Here is a 15,265-nt window from a genome sequence, read left to right as displayed (position 1 = left end):
CAATCACTTATTTACGGATACTCCACTTTGGTTTAAGTGGTGCTGAATAAAAGTTATTGCGAGTTTTTCTATTCTCAATACGCTTTTCACACATAGCATTTGCCGCTTCATCTGTTGTATTTCCGGTAAGGGATGCCTCCTTAAATACTTCTAATAAGGTATGATATATTTGCTTCGTTTTTGCTAGAACACGTTCATGATTAATGCCATAAAGCTCGTCAGCAACTTGAATAAGACCACCTGCATTTACAATATAGTCAGGTGCATATAATATTCCTTTTTCTTTAAGCATGATGCCATGGCGATCTGCTAGCAATTGATTGTTCGCTGAACCTGCAATAGCCTTTACTTGCAACTTAGGAATGGTCATATCATTAATAATGCCCCCTAATGCACACGGCACAAAAATATCGGCGTCAACCGAGTAAATTTCTTCATTAGGTACAATTTTCAATGTTCCCTTTAAATCAGATGAAGCTAGTTCAATAGCATGGAGACTTTCATTATTTATGTCAGAGACAAAAATGTTAGCGCCCTCCTCGAGTAAGCTTATAGCAACTTTATAGCCTACTTTTCCTAAACCTTGAATTGCATAAGTTTTAGTGCCGAGTTCTTCGTTTCCAAAAAGCGTGAAATTAGTTGCTTTTAATCCATAGAGTACTCCGGATGCTGTAGGTATCGAGGAATCACCACCACCACCATAAGCCTTGGGGAGTCCATTTACGAAATTTGTTTCTCTCATCGCATGGATAAAATCTTCCATAGTAGTTCCCATGTCAGTTCCTGTAAAAAACCGTCCTCCAAGTGAATTTACAAATTGACCAAAAGCACGGAACAACTCAGGTGATTTATCTTTTTTAGGATCACCAATGATAACTGCTTTTCCTCCGCCAAAGTCTACATCAGCTGCAGCACATTTATAAGTCATACCCTTTGAAAGTCTAAGAACATCTTCTAATGCTTCCTCCACACTGTTGTAGGGTTGCATACGACAACCACCGAGCGCCGGCCCAAGTGCAGTATTATGAATAGCAATAATTGCTCGTAAGCCCGTAGCAGGATCATTACAAAACACAACCTGTTCATGGGAAGCCATTCGATCGAAAAGCTCAAATTCTTTTGTCATTGATAAGCTTTCAGCTAGCATTAAATCCGTTCCTCCTTAGGAATCTTTAGAATGTATCCTCAAGTGGAAGCCTCTTTCCACTTTGTTTTTATCGTATCTTTTAACAAAATTACTTGAATTACCTCACCAAGACCAACAGTACCTTTTTCGTTCTCTGCAACCACGGTGGTTATGACCTTATTGTCTCGAAGTTCTGTAACAGTTGCCGTTATAATAATAGTGCTTCCGAATGGAGCAGCTGAAGTATGCTTTATTTTTACTGCGGCTCCCATTCCTTCCTCATTTGCATTTAAATAGGGTAAAATGATTTTCCTCGATACCCATTCCATATGATATGTCATAGCAACAGTCGAATAGACAGGATGGACTACCTCTCCTTCAAAAGCAGCAAACATCCTCTCTGAAACTGTTATTTGTATTTTTTCTTTCCTCCCAATCTCTAATCCTTTTAACAAATTGTTCACCTTCTCTGTAAGTTGTTTAACTCAAAAAGAAAACAGCCTTAATGGAAGCGCTTACACTTACTAAAAAATAAATCTCCTTTCTTTAAACTTATTTAGGAGAACTTGCGTTAAATATTTACAAATATCATATATCATTTTATATATTATTACAATATCTTATCTGAATTTTATATATTATCTGATTATATAATTATCTGAAATATCTTTTTTATTTATTGATTTCATATATCAAATGATATACAATTCGTTTATTATGGATACTATTATGAATAAACGTCAATACGCGTACAAAGTGATTAGAACAAGAATTGTAGATGGTACTTACAGCCCTGGACAACGAATCGTCATTAACCAAATTGCAAAGGAGGTCGGCTCTAGTCATATCCCAGTTAGGGAAGCAATCCATCAACTAGAATCAGAACAGTTACTTGAATTCAGGCCAAATGTTGGTGCAATAGTAAAAGGAATTGATAACCGACTATATCAGGAATCTTTGGAGGTACTCGCATTATTGGAGGGCTATGCTACTTCAATTAGTGCAACCAATATCACTGCTCATGGCCTTTCAAAATTAAAAGAAATAAACCTTGAGATGCAAACTATGCTTGAAAACTATGAATTGGACAAACTAGGAGCACTAAATAGAGAATTCCATTTTCATATTTACTCGTTCTGTCCAAACCAATTACTAATCAAGAATATCGAAGAGACTTGGGGACGTTTAGATATAGTAAGACAGGCAGGCTTTACCTTCTACCCTAAGAGAACACCTCAGTCAATCGAGGAACATGCATACCTTATAAAATTAATGGAGAGCAATGCAAGCAGCTTGCAAATTGAGGAATATGCAAGGAATCATAAACTAAAAACACTTGAGGCCTTTAAACAGAGAAATTAACAACGTCGACTTCATATTGTCGGCGTTTTTATCTTTCCCTTGTTAGCATTTTAAGTTCCTCTAATGCTTCTTGCCATTTATGTTCTGCTTCTAGTATCATTTTATTGAACAGCTCTTCAACGGAAGGTATGTTATCTATTAAACCAGCGATTTGACCACTGTTTAAAAAACCGTTTTCCAGGTCTCCCTCTATTGCACCCCGTTTATGATGCGACTCCGTCATGCTTTTCTCATAATCCTGAATAGTCATCCCACGTTTTTCAAGATCAATAATTTTACTAGCATATGGAGTTTTTAATACTCTTCGTATCCTCCCCACACTACGACCAACCAGTATTGTATCTACATCCCCAGCTTCAAGCAGTCGTTTTTTATAATTTTCATGAAATGGAGCTTCTTTTGTTGTAATCAATCTAGTTCCAAGCTGTACTCCACTTGCACCAAGCGATATCGCTGCTGCTAACCCCTTTCCATCCCCGATCCCCCCTGCTGCTATAACAGGTAATTTCACTTGTTTAACTATTTGGGGTACCAAGGTAAAAGTAGTCAGCTCTAAATTAGAATTAATACCTGCTGCTTCAAATCCCTCAGCAATTAAAATATCTGCCCCTGCCTGTTCTGCTTTAAGTGCGTGTTTAACAGAAGCTACTAAGGCCATTACTAAAATACCGTGTTTATGCAATATAGGTATATAAGGGGCAGGGTTTCCGGCAGAAAGAGTAACAATAGGAATTTTATGTTTTATAACAAGTTCAATAAGCTGAACCACATAAGGAGAAACATTAATTGCAATATTGACTGCAAAATTTTTCGAAGTTCTTTTCTTTGTTTCTAAAATTATTTCTTCTACTTCACTTGGAGACATCGTTCCACATCCAATGGTCCCTAATCCCCTGCCTCAGTCACTGCAGATGAAAGCTGTGCATTGCTTATGTTCCCCATTCCGCCTTGAATAATAGGAAAAGTAATATCTAACATCTTACAAACGTATATCATTTTTTATCCACCCCTATTAAAATATGTTATATTATAATTAGTAGAATGACAATTGTTAAAATTAAAAAAGGAGTGAATTATTTGATTATTTCGTTTAAAGGGCACACCCCAAGTATAAGTGGTACAGCCATGATTGCACCAGGAGCTAAAATAATTGGAAATGTACGAATAGGAGATGAGTCTACTATTTGGTTCAATGCCGTATTACGGGGTGACGAGGCACCTATTACTATTGGTAAGAGATGTAGCATACAGGATAATTCGACAATACATTTGTATGAAGACGCGCCAGTAATTATAGAAGATGAAGTAACTGTCGGACATAATGTTATTCTCCATGGATGCAGGGTTGGTAAGCGATCTATTATAGGAATGGGCTCTACTATTTTAGATCATTCCGAGATTGGTGAAGAATGTATTGTAGGGGCAAACACCTTAGTTCCTTCTGGCAAGAAATTCCCTCCACGCTCTTTAATCGTTGGCTCGCCTGGAAAAGTAGTAAGAGAGTTAAATGACAAAGATATAGAGCTAATTCAGCTATCTATAGACACCTATGTACAAAAAGGCTATGACTACCGAGAAATATTTGAAAATAATTTGGTATAACTAGTTATCAAATTATTTTCAATTAAAGTTGCATAAAAAACAAGGTCAGTTATGAGTTAAAACTAAAAGCAGGGGATTTTTTTCCCCTGCTTTTAGTGCGCCGTTATATTCCGTCAAAAAGATTCCCTAATGCCCTAACAAGACCTCGCAGTATCCAAAACAATAAACGAAAAGGTAAAAAAAATAGTTCAGGAATCCAGAAAAAAATGTCCCCAAAAACATCTGCCCAAGTATATTTATCTTGTTGACGTTTTCTTTCTGCTCTCTTTTCTTTTTTACGCTTCCATCGCTCACTCATGTAAAATACCCTTCTTTCGTAGGCCCTTATATTTTAAATTAATTTACGAACTACTATTAAAAAAGTTTCTAACAAACGTTATGTATTTTAATTAGTCATAGCTTCGGAATTATAAAGTAAATTCAAGAACCTCTCTAAGATCCTTTACAATATAGTTTGCTTTCTCCAGTTCCTCTGGCTGAGAGAAGTCAAATTCAACTCCAATTGCGATCAAGTTATTATCTTTCGCTGCATTTATATCCGATGAGCGATCACCAATTACATATCCTGATGTAATTTGATTTTCTTTCAATACTCTTTCTACTAGCTCCGATTTATTGCCGGATGCAACAGTTTGTATACTATACACTTTCTTAATATACTTTTCCAGATCATATGTTTCGACTATTGCCTTCAAGTATTCTTCCTGTCCATTGCTAGCGATGAGCACCTCGTAGTCCTTGCTTAAAGTCATTAAAAGCTTTTCTGCATGTGGATAGAGTGCACCCTCGTTGTTTTTGATCAAGGCGATTAGTTGTTTATGAAAATATTCATTACTCTTTTCTCGAATTTCGTTAGAATGCTTTGGGCAAAGAGTTTTCCAAACGGTAGGAAGTGTAACGCCCATAATTTCTCGGTACTTTTCTATTGGCGTATCTTCGTTCCATAAATCTTGCTCTCTTAACATATTAAAAGTTTTTTCTAATGCAGGCTCTAATATTAAGTTTGTTTGAAATAACGTTCCGTCCATATCAAAAATACAGCATTTTTTCATTATTCTCCTCCTCATATCTTATATAACTAAAACCGAACCTATTAAGATTCGGTTTTCAAGCACTATTCCTTTAAAAGTGGGTGGTAGTTAGCATCATATTTTACATCTTTTCGTTGAAGGTCATTATCTGCTTGAAAAACTTCTTCAAAAAATTCGCTTGCTGAAGGTGCCAGTAATTTATAATATTGCTCGAATAAAAGTGCAGCATGATTACCACTCCATATTTCAGGTAACAGGTCCTTTGGAAGACCCGGATCAATAAATAGGAACTTCCGATATTCATGAACTAATCTAGTCCTTTCTACAAAACATTCAGCTAATGACATTTTCTTATCATTCATCATACTTTGATGAACTATATATTGTTGGCTATAAGTGGTTATAAACTCTTTATATCTTGCTTCTATTTCTAAGAGTGGCCAGCTTTTTTCCACCAAAGCCTTGTTCTCTTTTGGACCTTTATATTCTGAAACAAAAAAATCAACATATTCATTTATATCATACTTCTCTATTAAAAATTCTACTTCATTATCTAGATTATTAGGAGATATCCAACAACCATTTGAAAAGCTGCCAAATCCGCTCCACAACAACTCCTTACGAAGCTCATCACGTATCTGCCTTTTTTCTTCAGGAATTGTATACATTAATATGCGCCATTTACCATCCCATTCATTGGGCATCAGCTTAAAGATTCGATTCGCAGCTTCTTCCATTCTTAATTTACCTCGTTTGGTAAGAAAATAATAGCTTTTGTTTCCTACTTTCTCAGATTCTAACCATCCCTGTTTCATCATTCTAGAGACAGCTACGCGGACTGATTGTTCATTATGTCCAAATTCCTTGAGAAGGCGAATAAGGCTACCGATCCATATTTTATTGCCATAGTGTCTTATATAATCGCCATATATCGTAAAGATCATTGACTGTGTGTTAGACATACTATCATTCACTCTTTTCTAATTTACCTACTAGAAATATATCACAAATTCTAAATTATTTCACTATTTTGTTATAAGGATATACTAATTATTTCCCTGAAAATAATTTAATTTTCTGTATTTATAAACCTCATATAGATTAAACAAATTTTATTGTTAAAGCATTTAATCTAGAAATATACTACATATTTTATAGTACGAATTATTGTTAGGGTGAATATAAAAATAAAATCATTAGTTTATTTAGGCATTAGAAAAACATCTCTTACAAACGGTACGTCAAACGCACATAGAGATGTTCTTGTATTTTTATTCGGACTTACTGAATACCTTCAAATATTGCTGAAATTCCCTGACCTACACCTACACACATCGTAGCGAGGCCGTATTTTGTTTCTCTTTTTCTCATCTCGTAAATAAGTGTGGTCACAATTCTTGCTCCACTAGCACCTAAGGGATGTCCGAGTGCAATTGCACCTCCGTTTACATTAACGATTTGTGGATCTAGCCCTAGTTCCCTTATACATGCCAGTGATTGAGAAGCAAATGCTTCATTCAATTCTATTAATCCGATATCCTCTATTTTTAAACCTGCACGTTTCAAAGCCTTTCTTGTTGCAAATACGGGTCCAAGTCCCATGAGAGCTGGTTCTAGACCGATAGTTGCAGCAGCAACATATCTTGCAATAGGCTTTAAGTCTAATTCCCTTGCTTTATCTGCACTCATTAGAAGTAACCCAGCCGCACCATCGTTAACACCAGATGCATTTCCTGCTGTCACAGTACCACCCTCAAAAAGAGGAGCTAATTTTTTTAACTTTCCTAAGCTTGTTTCTGGTCGGGGGTGTTCGTCGGCCACAACCAATACTTCTTCTTCTTTATGATTTGTAAACCTCACAGGAATTATCTCATTTAAAAAACGATTATCCTCCATCGCGTTTTTAGCTCTTTGTTGACTTTCAAAGGAGAAGATATCTTGATCCTCCCTAGATATTCTGTGCTTCACAGCAACATTCTCAGCAGTCTTTGGCATTGAATCAGTTCCATACAACTCTTTTAACAATGGATTTATAAATCGCCATCCAATCGTTGTATCTACAAGCTCCATATCTCCTCTTGGAAATTCTTTCGTAGGCTTAGCCATTACGTAAGGAGCACGAGTCATACTCTCTGTTCCGCCGGCAATATATATATCACCATCTCCTACTGCAATTGCTCGAGCTGCATAAAGTATTGCATCTAAACCTGAACCACAAAGTCTATTAATTGTAGTGCCACCAACCTCTAACGGTAGTCCTGAGAGTAACGAAGCCATCCTCGCTACATTACGATTATCCTCCCCAGCTTGGTTGGCATTTCCTAAAATAACTTCTTCTATTTGATCGACTGGAAGTCCTTTATTTCTTTCTATAAGTCCCTTTATAACAAAGGATGCTAAATCATCTGGCCGTATACTTTTTAAACATCCATTATACCTACCGATAGGAGTGCGTACAGCATCTACAATTACAACTTCTCTCATTTCTTATTTCACTCTCCCTCTTCTGTATAACTATAAACACCCCTGCCCGTCTTTCTTCCAAGCCGGCCAGCTTTAACGTATTGTTCAAGTAAAGGCGCTGGCCGATATTTTTCACCAAGCTTTTCATGTAAATACTTTAAATTATTTAGTCGAGTATCTAATCCAACAAGATCACCGAGTTCAAAAGGTCCCATTGGGTAATTCAAGCCTAATTTAATGGCTTTATCAATTTCTTCCGGAGTACCTAAGCCTTCCTGAAGCATATAGAATGCTTCATTACCAACAAGCGCACTTATTCGACTAGTAATAAACCCTGGAAACTCTTTAATTACCACCGTTTCCTTGCCCATCTGCTTAGCAACTTTTTTTATAATTTCCACGGTATCATCACTAGTTTCTAGCCCCCTCACTAGTTCTACCAATGGCATTTTATGTACTGGATTAAAAAAGTGCATAGCAATTGTCTTATCGGGACGTTTAGCGAAGGATGCAATTTCTGTTGGGCTCATAGTAGAGGTATTAGTCGCAAAATAACATTCTGCTTTAGCATGTTCTTCTATTGTCTCAAACACTGTTCTCTTAATTGCAGCTTTCTCAGGAACAGCTTCTATTACTAAATCAGCTCCTTGCACCGCTAAAGTAAGTTCTAATTCATAACTAAGGTTACATAAATATCTTTCTGCCATTTCAGTAGTTAGTTTTTCTTTTTCAATACCTTTTTCAAATAAAGCCTCGATTTCTTGCTTAGCTTGTTCTAAGGCTACTTGATTGTTGTCGACAACTGTCACCTCATAATTAGACAGAGCTGCTACATAGGCAATTCCTCGTCCCATTACACCGGAGCCTACAACAACTATATGTTTAACCAAAAACAGCACCTCCCCATTTTGTTTATGTAGAAAAAAGACAGGAACCATCTTTAAGCTCCCGCCCTTTTAATGTATTTCTTTAAAGCCCCAAAGGATTTAATGGACGGCTTCCATAGTAAGATAAGATACTCTTAGTTTCTGTGTACAGATCTAACGTTTCGATGCAAAGCTCTCGTCCAAAGCCTGATTGCTTGTATCCGCCAAAAGGAGTTCCTGGAAATGCTGAAAACGGACAATTCACCATTACTATACCTGCCTTGATCTGATTAGCAACTCTTGTAGCTCTTGCTCCATCCTTTGACCAAATAGCAGAGCCAAGTCCAAAAGTAGTATCGTTAGCTAATTTAATCGCTTCTTTTTCATCTTTAAATTTCATTACGACCACAACCGGCCCAAATATCTCTTCTTTTACTACGCTCATCTCGTGATTTACGTTAGAAATTATAGTCGGCTCAAACCAAAAACCATTCTCAAATCCTTTTGGAGAACATGTATGGCCTCCTGCTATAATCTCTGCCCCATCCTTTATCGCTGATTGAACATATCCATTTATCGTATCCAACTGTGTTTGGTCTATAATAGCACCAACATTTGTTCCTTTATCAAAAGGATCTCCTAATTGAAGTCTTTTTGTCTTTTCTAGAAACTTACTTACAAACTCTTCATAAATATCTTCTTGCACATACAAGCGAGAACGAGCTTCACAGGATTGACCTGAATTATAAAAAATCCCAAATAAAGAGCCATCAACAGCTGCATCAATATCCGCATCAGCAAACACTATACTGGGGGACTTTCCTCCAAGTTCTAGAGTTACCCGCTTCAAGCTTTCAGAAGCTTTTCCCATAATGTCTTTCCCTATAGGGGTAGACCCTGTAAAAGCAACCTTATCCACTTCGGCGTGCTCTACTAAATAATTTCCAATTTCTGAGCCTGAACCAGGGACAATGTTGACAACTCCTGGTGGAACACCTGCCTCCAAACAAATTTCACCTAGTATTATGGCGGTTAATGGAGTTAAAGATGCTGGCTTCACGATAACAGAACAGCCTACAGCTATTGCTGGCGCTATTTTCCATGCAGCCATCATCAGTGGATAATTCCAAGGTATAATTTGTGCACAAACTCCAACAGGTTCTTTTTCTGTATAGTTATGAAACTGACCTGGCACATTATTGACAGAACCTCGGTGTCCAACAATTGCACCCGCATAAAACTCAAAATCCTCAATAGCTTGGGTTACTTGACCTTGAGCAGCGTGAAGCGTCTTTCCAGTATCTAAAATCTCTAGCTCCACTAACTCATTGAAGCGAGAGCGCATAATTGCAGCAATTTTATTTAAAATCTGTGCTCTGCGACCTATAGGATACATTTTCCACTTACCGTGATCAAAAGAGTTACGCGCTGCTGCAATTGCCTTTTCTGCATCTTCCTTGGTAGCCTTAGCAACCTCAGCTACAAGTTCTCCGTTAGCTGGGTTAAAGGTTTTAATTGTTTCACCCTTCGAGCCTTTCATCTTTTCTCCATTTATTATTAAATGATAAAATGCTCTTTTTAGAGACTCTTTTTCGGTTTTATCGTCTTTAATAGTTGTCATGAATAAGACACTCCTTATTTTCCTGAAAAAACAGGTTTTCTTTTTTCTAAAAAAGCTTCGATACCCTCCAGATGATCATTGGTTTGTCCTGCTATTCGCTGTGATTGTGCTTCAAATTCTAGATACTCCTCTAAAGGCATTTCTGTAATCGCTTTCATTGAACGTTTTATAAGGGCAACTGCTTTAGAAGGCAAGCTAGCTAAATGTTCAGCAAAATATGTTAACTGATCTTCCCACTCCTGAACCTCAATAATTTTATTGGCTAAACCTAGGTTAATTGCCTGCTGAGCTGAAACTTTTTCACCTAAAATTGAGAGTTCTAATGTTTTAGCTACGCCTATTAACTGAGATAAGTAATACATATTCCCACAGTCTGGTACGAGACCTACATGGATAAAAGCATTTAAATAGCTACCTTTTTCGGAAATTAGACGGAAATCACAGGCTAAGGCCAAACTAAAGCCGGCACCAGCAGCCACCCCGTTTACCGCTGCAACAATTGGCTTTTCGCATAAACTAATCTGTCTTAGCATCGGATAATACGATTCTCTTAATAGGTTTCCATAATCCATCTGAGCATCCACTTCAGTTAGATCCTGTCCAGAACAGAAGGCTCTACCTTCTCCAGTCAAGAGAATACTACGTACTTCTTCCGAAGAAGACGCGGTTTTAAATGCAGCTTTTAACTCTTCATTCATCTTAGCGTTAAATGCATTGAGCTTATCTGGTCTGTTTAAGACAATCCAAGCTACATTATTTTTCACAAAATATTTAATGGACTCGTACATATTCACTCCTCCCTATTTCCCTTGGTAATTTGGTTTTCTTTTTTCAACAAACGCACTCATTCCTTCTTTTTGATCCTCTGTGCCAAATAGTAAATAAAAGTTTTTTCTTTCATACTGCATCCCTTCATGGAGTGAGTAATCTATTGCCTTGTTCACAGAATCTTTTATAAGTCGCAAAGAAATAGGTGGTTGTGAAGCAAGAATGGTAGCCAACTTCATTGATTCTTCCATTAGTAGCTCACTCGCTACAATTTTATTGATAATGCCATTGTTCAAAGCTGTATTTGCTGAGATCCGCTTTCCGGTCCATAGCCATTCCAAGGCTTTTGTTCTTCCTACTAACTTAGTAAGTCTTTGCGTACCTCCAGCGCCAGGCATTACTCCAAGCCCTACCTCAGGAAATGAAAACTCTGTCCCAGCTGCAGCTATTAAGAGATCACATGCTAGAGCAAGCTCGAATCCACCCCCAAAGACATAGCCCTTTACTGCCCCAATAATCGGTTTTTTAATAGTTGCTAATCGATCCCAATCAGAGAATTGATCTAATAATTCTAGACTAATAGGATTATCGCCCATCATTTCTTCAATATCAGCACCAGCTGAGAAGGCCTTCCCATTTCCAGTAAGGACTATAACTCGAATGTCTTCATGACTTTCAAACGCTAGTAATGCTTCTAATATTTCACTAACCATTTTTCTATTTAAGGAATTAAGCCGTTCGGGTCTATTCAATTCAATTATCCCAACTTGGTTCTTCATTCTAGTTTCAATGAATCGGTAAACCATTAAGAATCCTCACCTATCATAAGAGTTACCAAGTTTCCTGCAAACCCCATTAAATCTTTACCTGATGCTTTTCCTTCAGGAGAATTTAATCCTGCTTTCAAGGAATCTAAATCATCATATATCATCTCGCACATTAAATAATATTTAGGGTCTCCACCCATTGGAGAATTCGTAAATTTTGTGACCTTCATCTCCTTTAAGCCTGGAATTTGTTCTGTAATAGGAGCATGCACCTTAAAATAGTGGTCATCAAACTCCTGTTTGTTCTCTGGGTGTTTATACATCGCTATCAATTTAGCCATTGGATTTCCTCCTTTACATAAATGTAGAAATAGGTTTCATTGCTTCAAATACATTTTTGCAGCTTTTACAATATAAGATGCTTCTGCAGGCGGTTGGACCAAATATATTTTCCATGGATATATAAGTAGATCCACAATAGGCACATTCAACCTCCCATGAATTTTCCCCTTCCTTAAATAGTGGAGGAGGTGATATTCCAAACTTCCTTAAGTTGGCATGCCCTTGCTCTGTTATTCGGTCCGATGTCCAAGGAGTATGAAAAACAAAATCTACTTCAGTCTTTCCTACTCCAGAAATATTCTCTAAAGCAGCCTTTGTATTTCCTTTGATGATATCTAAAGCAGGACACCCTAAAAATGTGGGAAGTAAATGGACCTTTACTGCTTCTTCCTCAATAATAATTTCTTCAATCATACCGAGATCCACTATGCTTACAGAATCTATTTCTGGATCCATTACTTGATATAGAACTTCCAATATGGACTCTTTAGTAACAGTTGAGCTTTTTAACACATTTGTCACCTCTCTCCATTTAATCCTTACCAAGATGCTGCTGGATCAATACTATATACTTCTGAAAGAGTTTTAAGCGCTTCATCCAAGTCTTTTAAATGTTCTCCATTTCGCCCGTTCTTCTTAGGTATAATCGGAATATTAGGCTTTTCAATCTGAAGAGACTCAAAAATGGGAGATAATCTCTTGTTCCATCTTTCCTTTAAAATTTCCTCAGTTTCAATTAGGTGATGTTTTTCTATAATCTCTTTATCTATGCCATATGAAAAAAAATCGGAAAAGTCATCACTCACTTGTAAGATTGCATGCATCATTTTCTTTTTGGCAACATCCGTTGAGGATAATAATTGTTTGAACCATATTTCCCAGTGTAACAGGTGATAAAAAATTTCCATTTTTACCTTCAAGGCTATATCTGCTAACGGTACATATGAACTTGCACACAAGGAATCTACTTTGATTTTTTTAGCCGATATATAAAAATAACTTCTAACAACTTGTAAGGCCCAATCGTATTGTGGGGTTTCCATGTATGTTCCCTTACCGTTAGCTCTTTCTGTAAGAACACTATTTTTCCTAGTGGAAGTAGGCCGAAGGTGAGCAAGAAGGTCTGCATTTCCTACTCCGAAATCTTCTAAAAGTTTATAATACATGGCAGCATGCCCCATGCTGTCCTGGCTAATAGAAGAGGAGGCAACGTCTTCTTCTATGTGAGGTGCGAGGCCTAGCCATTCAGAACCACGATAGGCAAACATAAAATCATCATCCGCCAGTTGAAAAAGAAGACTCTGCGTAGCGTCCTTATATTCCTGGCTCATCTCCTCACTCATTTACGATCTCCTCCCCACGATAGTATTTCTTTTTCATCCAAAATTTGTTGCTCGTATTGGCGCCATTTTTTCTTTAGATAACCATAGCCTTTTGTTGTGCGATATTCTTTATTGTCCAATCTGGCTAGTGTTTGCTTCTCTTCATTTTCTATCTTGCGAATATGCTTTCGATTGACAATCCAAATGTCTGCTACAGGCTCCCGTCTCATGAAGTTTTCCTGAGCCATTATAAAAGCCATTTGTTCATTAGGAGCTAGCAGACTAAATTGGTGTTGAAATGCAGAGCTTGAAGTACGTTTGCTAAAGATTTCATATTCTTGATAAAAGCTCTTTTCTTCGTTCATTGTTATTTGTTCCTCCCATAGCTTACCGTAGCACTTAGCGCCTCTCTTACCCAGGCGTTATTTTCGTAAGAGGTTCTTCTAAGATTAAGACGTGCCTCTGATCTAGGACCACCATTTTTTATGACTTTCTTAAATTCGTTCCAATCAGGTTGTTGATATATCCAATTGTTGCTCTCTCTATCAAATCTTAACGTTGAATCAGGTACAGTTAATCCCAACGATAAAATACGAGGAATGTATTTATCAAAAAAAAGTTGTCTGAATTCTTCATTTGTTTTAGTTCTTATTTTGTATTTAATCGTCAAATCCTGTTTAGAGGATCCAGTGGTTTCTTTAGAGGCCGGGCCAAAAAACATAAGAAGTGGCTCCCACCACCGATTTAGTGCCTCTTGAATCATTTCTTTTTGCTCGGTTGTTCCTTCAGCGAGGGCCATAATTATAGATTCTCCGTGCTGAGCATGGAATACCTCTTCAGCACAAATCCGCTGTAACGCTCTAGCATAAGGGCCGTAGGAGGCATTAAGCATATTGGTTTGAGTTATGACTGCAGCTCCGTCTACAAGCCAGCCGATAATTCCAGCATCGGCCCATGTCTTGGTTTCCATATGAAATACATTATGAAACTTCAAGTCTCCATTGAACAAATCTTGCATCAAATCAGCTCTATTTTTTCCATAGGGTTTTAGCAAATCCTCTGTAACTCGAAGTAAGAGCTGACCATGCCCCATCTCGTCTTGCACCTTAGCCATAATACCAAGTTTTCTAGACAGGGAAGGTGCTCGCGGAACCCATTCCTTTTCAGGTAATGCTCCCATTATTTCACTCATTCCATGCATAGAAATTAATTTTATTAAAGTTATTCGATATTCCTCTGGCATCCAATCGTCTGCTTCAATTTTATCTCCTGAATGAATACGCTCCAAAAACTGAAACATTTTTTGTTGTTCTTCTTCAGAAGTTAGCACTACGTTCAACTAAAATCCTCCTTTATTCAAGCTATGCTTATCTAAAACTAGTCATAACAACGTTAAAACGTTTTCTTAAAATCAGTTACAAATAACAAGCAAACTACTAAACTTATCTATATTAAAAGTAAAGAAAATTAAATCCTCCTTTTATAAAAGATAGAGACGAAAACATATAACCATTTTTAAACGTAAAACTAAAAATAGTAATGTATTTATTACAGATTAATATTTTTGTAAATTTAAGTCAACGAAAAATTCTGAAAACTAAAAGAAAAAATTATGTTTAGACCATAAGCGCAAGAAATAAGACGATTCTTACATAATTATTTGATATGGTAAAACAAATGAAGATTACTTTTGGAAAAATTTAAATGGTATGATATTTAAGTAACCGCATGCTCCATGTTTACCAAGAAAACCAATTGGGAAGAACCGTTAGTTTAATCAAAAATAAATAGTACTTTTCACTTAAGTTTATTTAGCTATATAGTTTTTGTAGAGCTTAGAGGCATTCGGTAACTCTATAAGAAAAGTGTCCTGCTAGAGGAAAAAAATCTATCTTATTGTTTGAAAAGTATAAAATTGTTGTGTTTCAATATTGCTCATGTTTTTCTATAATGGCGATAAAAGATTGAGGCTCTTTCTTATATTTGTAAAATTAA

The 15,265-nt window shown here is 36.8% G+C and carries 17 protein-coding genes and 1 pseudogene; 2 read left to right on the top strand and 16 right to left on the bottom strand.

What is annotated here, in order from left to right; genetic code table 11:
* Positions 1 to 7: 7 nt before the first annotated feature.
* Together D0S48_RS01855 and D0S48_RS01850 are read right to left on the bottom strand one after the other, a co-directional pair.
* On the bottom strand, positions 8 to 1,147 hold the full coding sequence (locus D0S48_RS01855; protein ID WP_305076190.1) for a Leu/Phe/Val dehydrogenase: 1,140 nt from the start codon (positions 1,145 to 1,147) through the stop codon (positions 8 to 10).
* 38 nt (positions 1,148 to 1,185) lie between these two features.
* A complete protein-coding gene (locus tag D0S48_RS01850) occupies positions 1,186 to 1,581 on the bottom strand; it encodes a thioesterase family protein (RefSeq protein ID WP_151109684.1) in 396 nt (131 codons plus the stop codon).
* 274 nt (positions 1,582 to 1,855) lie between these two features.
* On the opposite strand from D0S48_RS01850, the gene D0S48_RS01845 reads away from it, so the two are divergent.
* Positions 1,856 to 2,488: a GntR family transcriptional regulator gene (locus D0S48_RS01845; RefSeq protein WP_225321667.1), complete on the top strand. Its 633-nt coding sequence runs from the start codon at positions 1,856 to 1,858 to the stop codon at positions 2,486 to 2,488.
* A gap of 28 nt (positions 2,489 to 2,516) precedes the next feature.
* Here D0S48_RS01845 and D0S48_RS01840 read toward each other — a convergent pair.
* A pseudogene (locus D0S48_RS01840) lies at positions 2,517 to 3,484 on the bottom strand (NAD(P)H-dependent flavin oxidoreductase).
* A 129-nt stretch (positions 3,485 to 3,613) separates the two neighbouring features.
* Between D0S48_RS01840 and D0S48_RS01835 the strand changes: the two are divergent.
* Positions 3,614 to 4,090 (top strand): gamma carbonic anhydrase family protein, encoded by a 477-nt coding sequence (locus tag D0S48_RS01835; RefSeq protein WP_225216031.1) that lies wholly within the window; start codon positions 3,614 to 3,616, stop codon positions 4,088 to 4,090.
* A gap of 103 nt (positions 4,091 to 4,193) precedes the next feature.
* Here the strand turns inward: D0S48_RS01835 and D0S48_RS01830 are convergent, their stop codons facing one another.
* The 13 genes from D0S48_RS01830 to paaA form a co-directional block, all read right to left on the bottom strand.
* The gene (locus D0S48_RS01830) at positions 4,194 to 4,388 is read right to left on the bottom strand and encodes a hypothetical protein (protein ID WP_144536223.1); all 195 of its coding nucleotides are present in this window, start codon (positions 4,386 to 4,388) and stop codon (positions 4,194 to 4,196) included.
* 109 nt (positions 4,389 to 4,497) lie between these two features.
* On the bottom strand, positions 4,498 to 5,142 hold the full coding sequence (locus D0S48_RS01825) for an NIF family HAD-type phosphatase (protein WP_151109678.1): 645 nt from the start codon (positions 5,140 to 5,142) through the stop codon (positions 4,498 to 4,500).
* 62 nt (positions 5,143 to 5,204) lie between these two features.
* Positions 5,205 to 6,083: a phenylacetic acid degradation operon negative regulatory protein PaaX gene (gene paaX, locus D0S48_RS01820; RefSeq protein ID WP_144536219.1), complete on the bottom strand. Its 879-nt coding sequence runs from the start codon at positions 6,081 to 6,083 to the stop codon at positions 5,205 to 5,207.
* Positions 6,084 to 6,402: 319 nt separating this feature from the next.
* A complete protein-coding gene (locus tag D0S48_RS01815; RefSeq protein WP_151109676.1) occupies positions 6,403 to 7,605 on the bottom strand; it encodes an acetyl-CoA C-acyltransferase in 1,203 nt (400 codons plus the stop codon).
* An 8-nt stretch (positions 7,606 to 7,613) separates the two neighbouring features.
* A complete protein-coding gene (locus D0S48_RS01810; protein WP_151109674.1) occupies positions 7,614 to 8,474 on the bottom strand; it encodes a 3-hydroxyacyl-CoA dehydrogenase in 861 nt (286 codons plus the stop codon).
* A 79-nt stretch (positions 8,475 to 8,553) separates the two neighbouring features.
* Positions 8,554 to 10,071 (bottom strand): aldehyde dehydrogenase family protein, encoded by a 1,518-nt coding sequence (locus tag D0S48_RS01805; RefSeq protein ID WP_151109672.1) that lies wholly within the window; start codon positions 10,069 to 10,071, stop codon positions 8,554 to 8,556.
* A gap of 14 nt (positions 10,072 to 10,085) precedes the next feature.
* On the bottom strand, positions 10,086 to 10,859 hold the full coding sequence (locus D0S48_RS01800) for an enoyl-CoA hydratase-related protein (protein ID WP_144536211.1): 774 nt from the start codon (positions 10,857 to 10,859) through the stop codon (positions 10,086 to 10,088).
* 12 nt (positions 10,860 to 10,871) lie between these two features.
* Positions 10,872 to 11,645: an enoyl-CoA hydratase/isomerase family protein gene (locus D0S48_RS01795; RefSeq protein ID WP_151109671.1), complete on the bottom strand. Its 774-nt coding sequence runs from the start codon at positions 11,643 to 11,645 to the stop codon at positions 10,872 to 10,874.
* A complete protein-coding gene (locus D0S48_RS01790; RefSeq protein ID WP_144536207.1) occupies positions 11,645 to 11,947 on the bottom strand; it encodes an EthD family reductase in 303 nt (100 codons plus the stop codon). The genes D0S48_RS01795 and D0S48_RS01790 overlap by 1 nt, the downstream gene beginning before the upstream one ends.
* 13 nt (positions 11,948 to 11,960) lie before the next feature.
* Complete coding sequence (gene paaD / locus D0S48_RS01785) at positions 11,961 to 12,461, bottom strand: 1,2-phenylacetyl-CoA epoxidase subunit PaaD (RefSeq protein ID WP_151109669.1); 501 nt, start codon at positions 12,459 to 12,461, stop codon at positions 11,961 to 11,963.
* Positions 12,462 to 12,487: 26 nt separating this feature from the next.
* Positions 12,488 to 13,291 (bottom strand): 1,2-phenylacetyl-CoA epoxidase subunit PaaC, encoded by an 804-nt coding sequence (paaC, locus tag D0S48_RS01780; protein ID WP_191963853.1) that lies wholly within the window; start codon positions 13,289 to 13,291, stop codon positions 12,488 to 12,490.
* Positions 13,288 to 13,635: a 1,2-phenylacetyl-CoA epoxidase subunit PaaB gene (paaB, locus tag D0S48_RS01775; RefSeq protein ID WP_151109667.1), complete on the bottom strand. Its 348-nt coding sequence runs from the start codon at positions 13,633 to 13,635 to the stop codon at positions 13,288 to 13,290. Before paaB ends, paaC begins: the two co-directional genes overlap by 4 nt.
* A 2-nt stretch (positions 13,636 to 13,637) precedes the next feature.
* Complete coding sequence (paaA, locus tag D0S48_RS01770) at positions 13,638 to 14,570, bottom strand: 1,2-phenylacetyl-CoA epoxidase subunit PaaA (protein WP_305076198.1); 933 nt, start codon at positions 14,568 to 14,570, stop codon at positions 13,638 to 13,640.
* Positions 14,571 to 15,265: the final 695 nt, after the last annotated feature.

Source organism: Psychrobacillus sp. AK 1817 (assembly GCF_008807035.1).
GTDB lineage: Bacteria > Bacillota > Bacilli > Bacillales_A > Planococcaceae > Psychrobacillus > Psychrobacillus faecigallinarum.
Note: the sequence above shows the minus strand (reverse complement) of the source record. Positions and strands in the feature narration are given on the sequence as shown.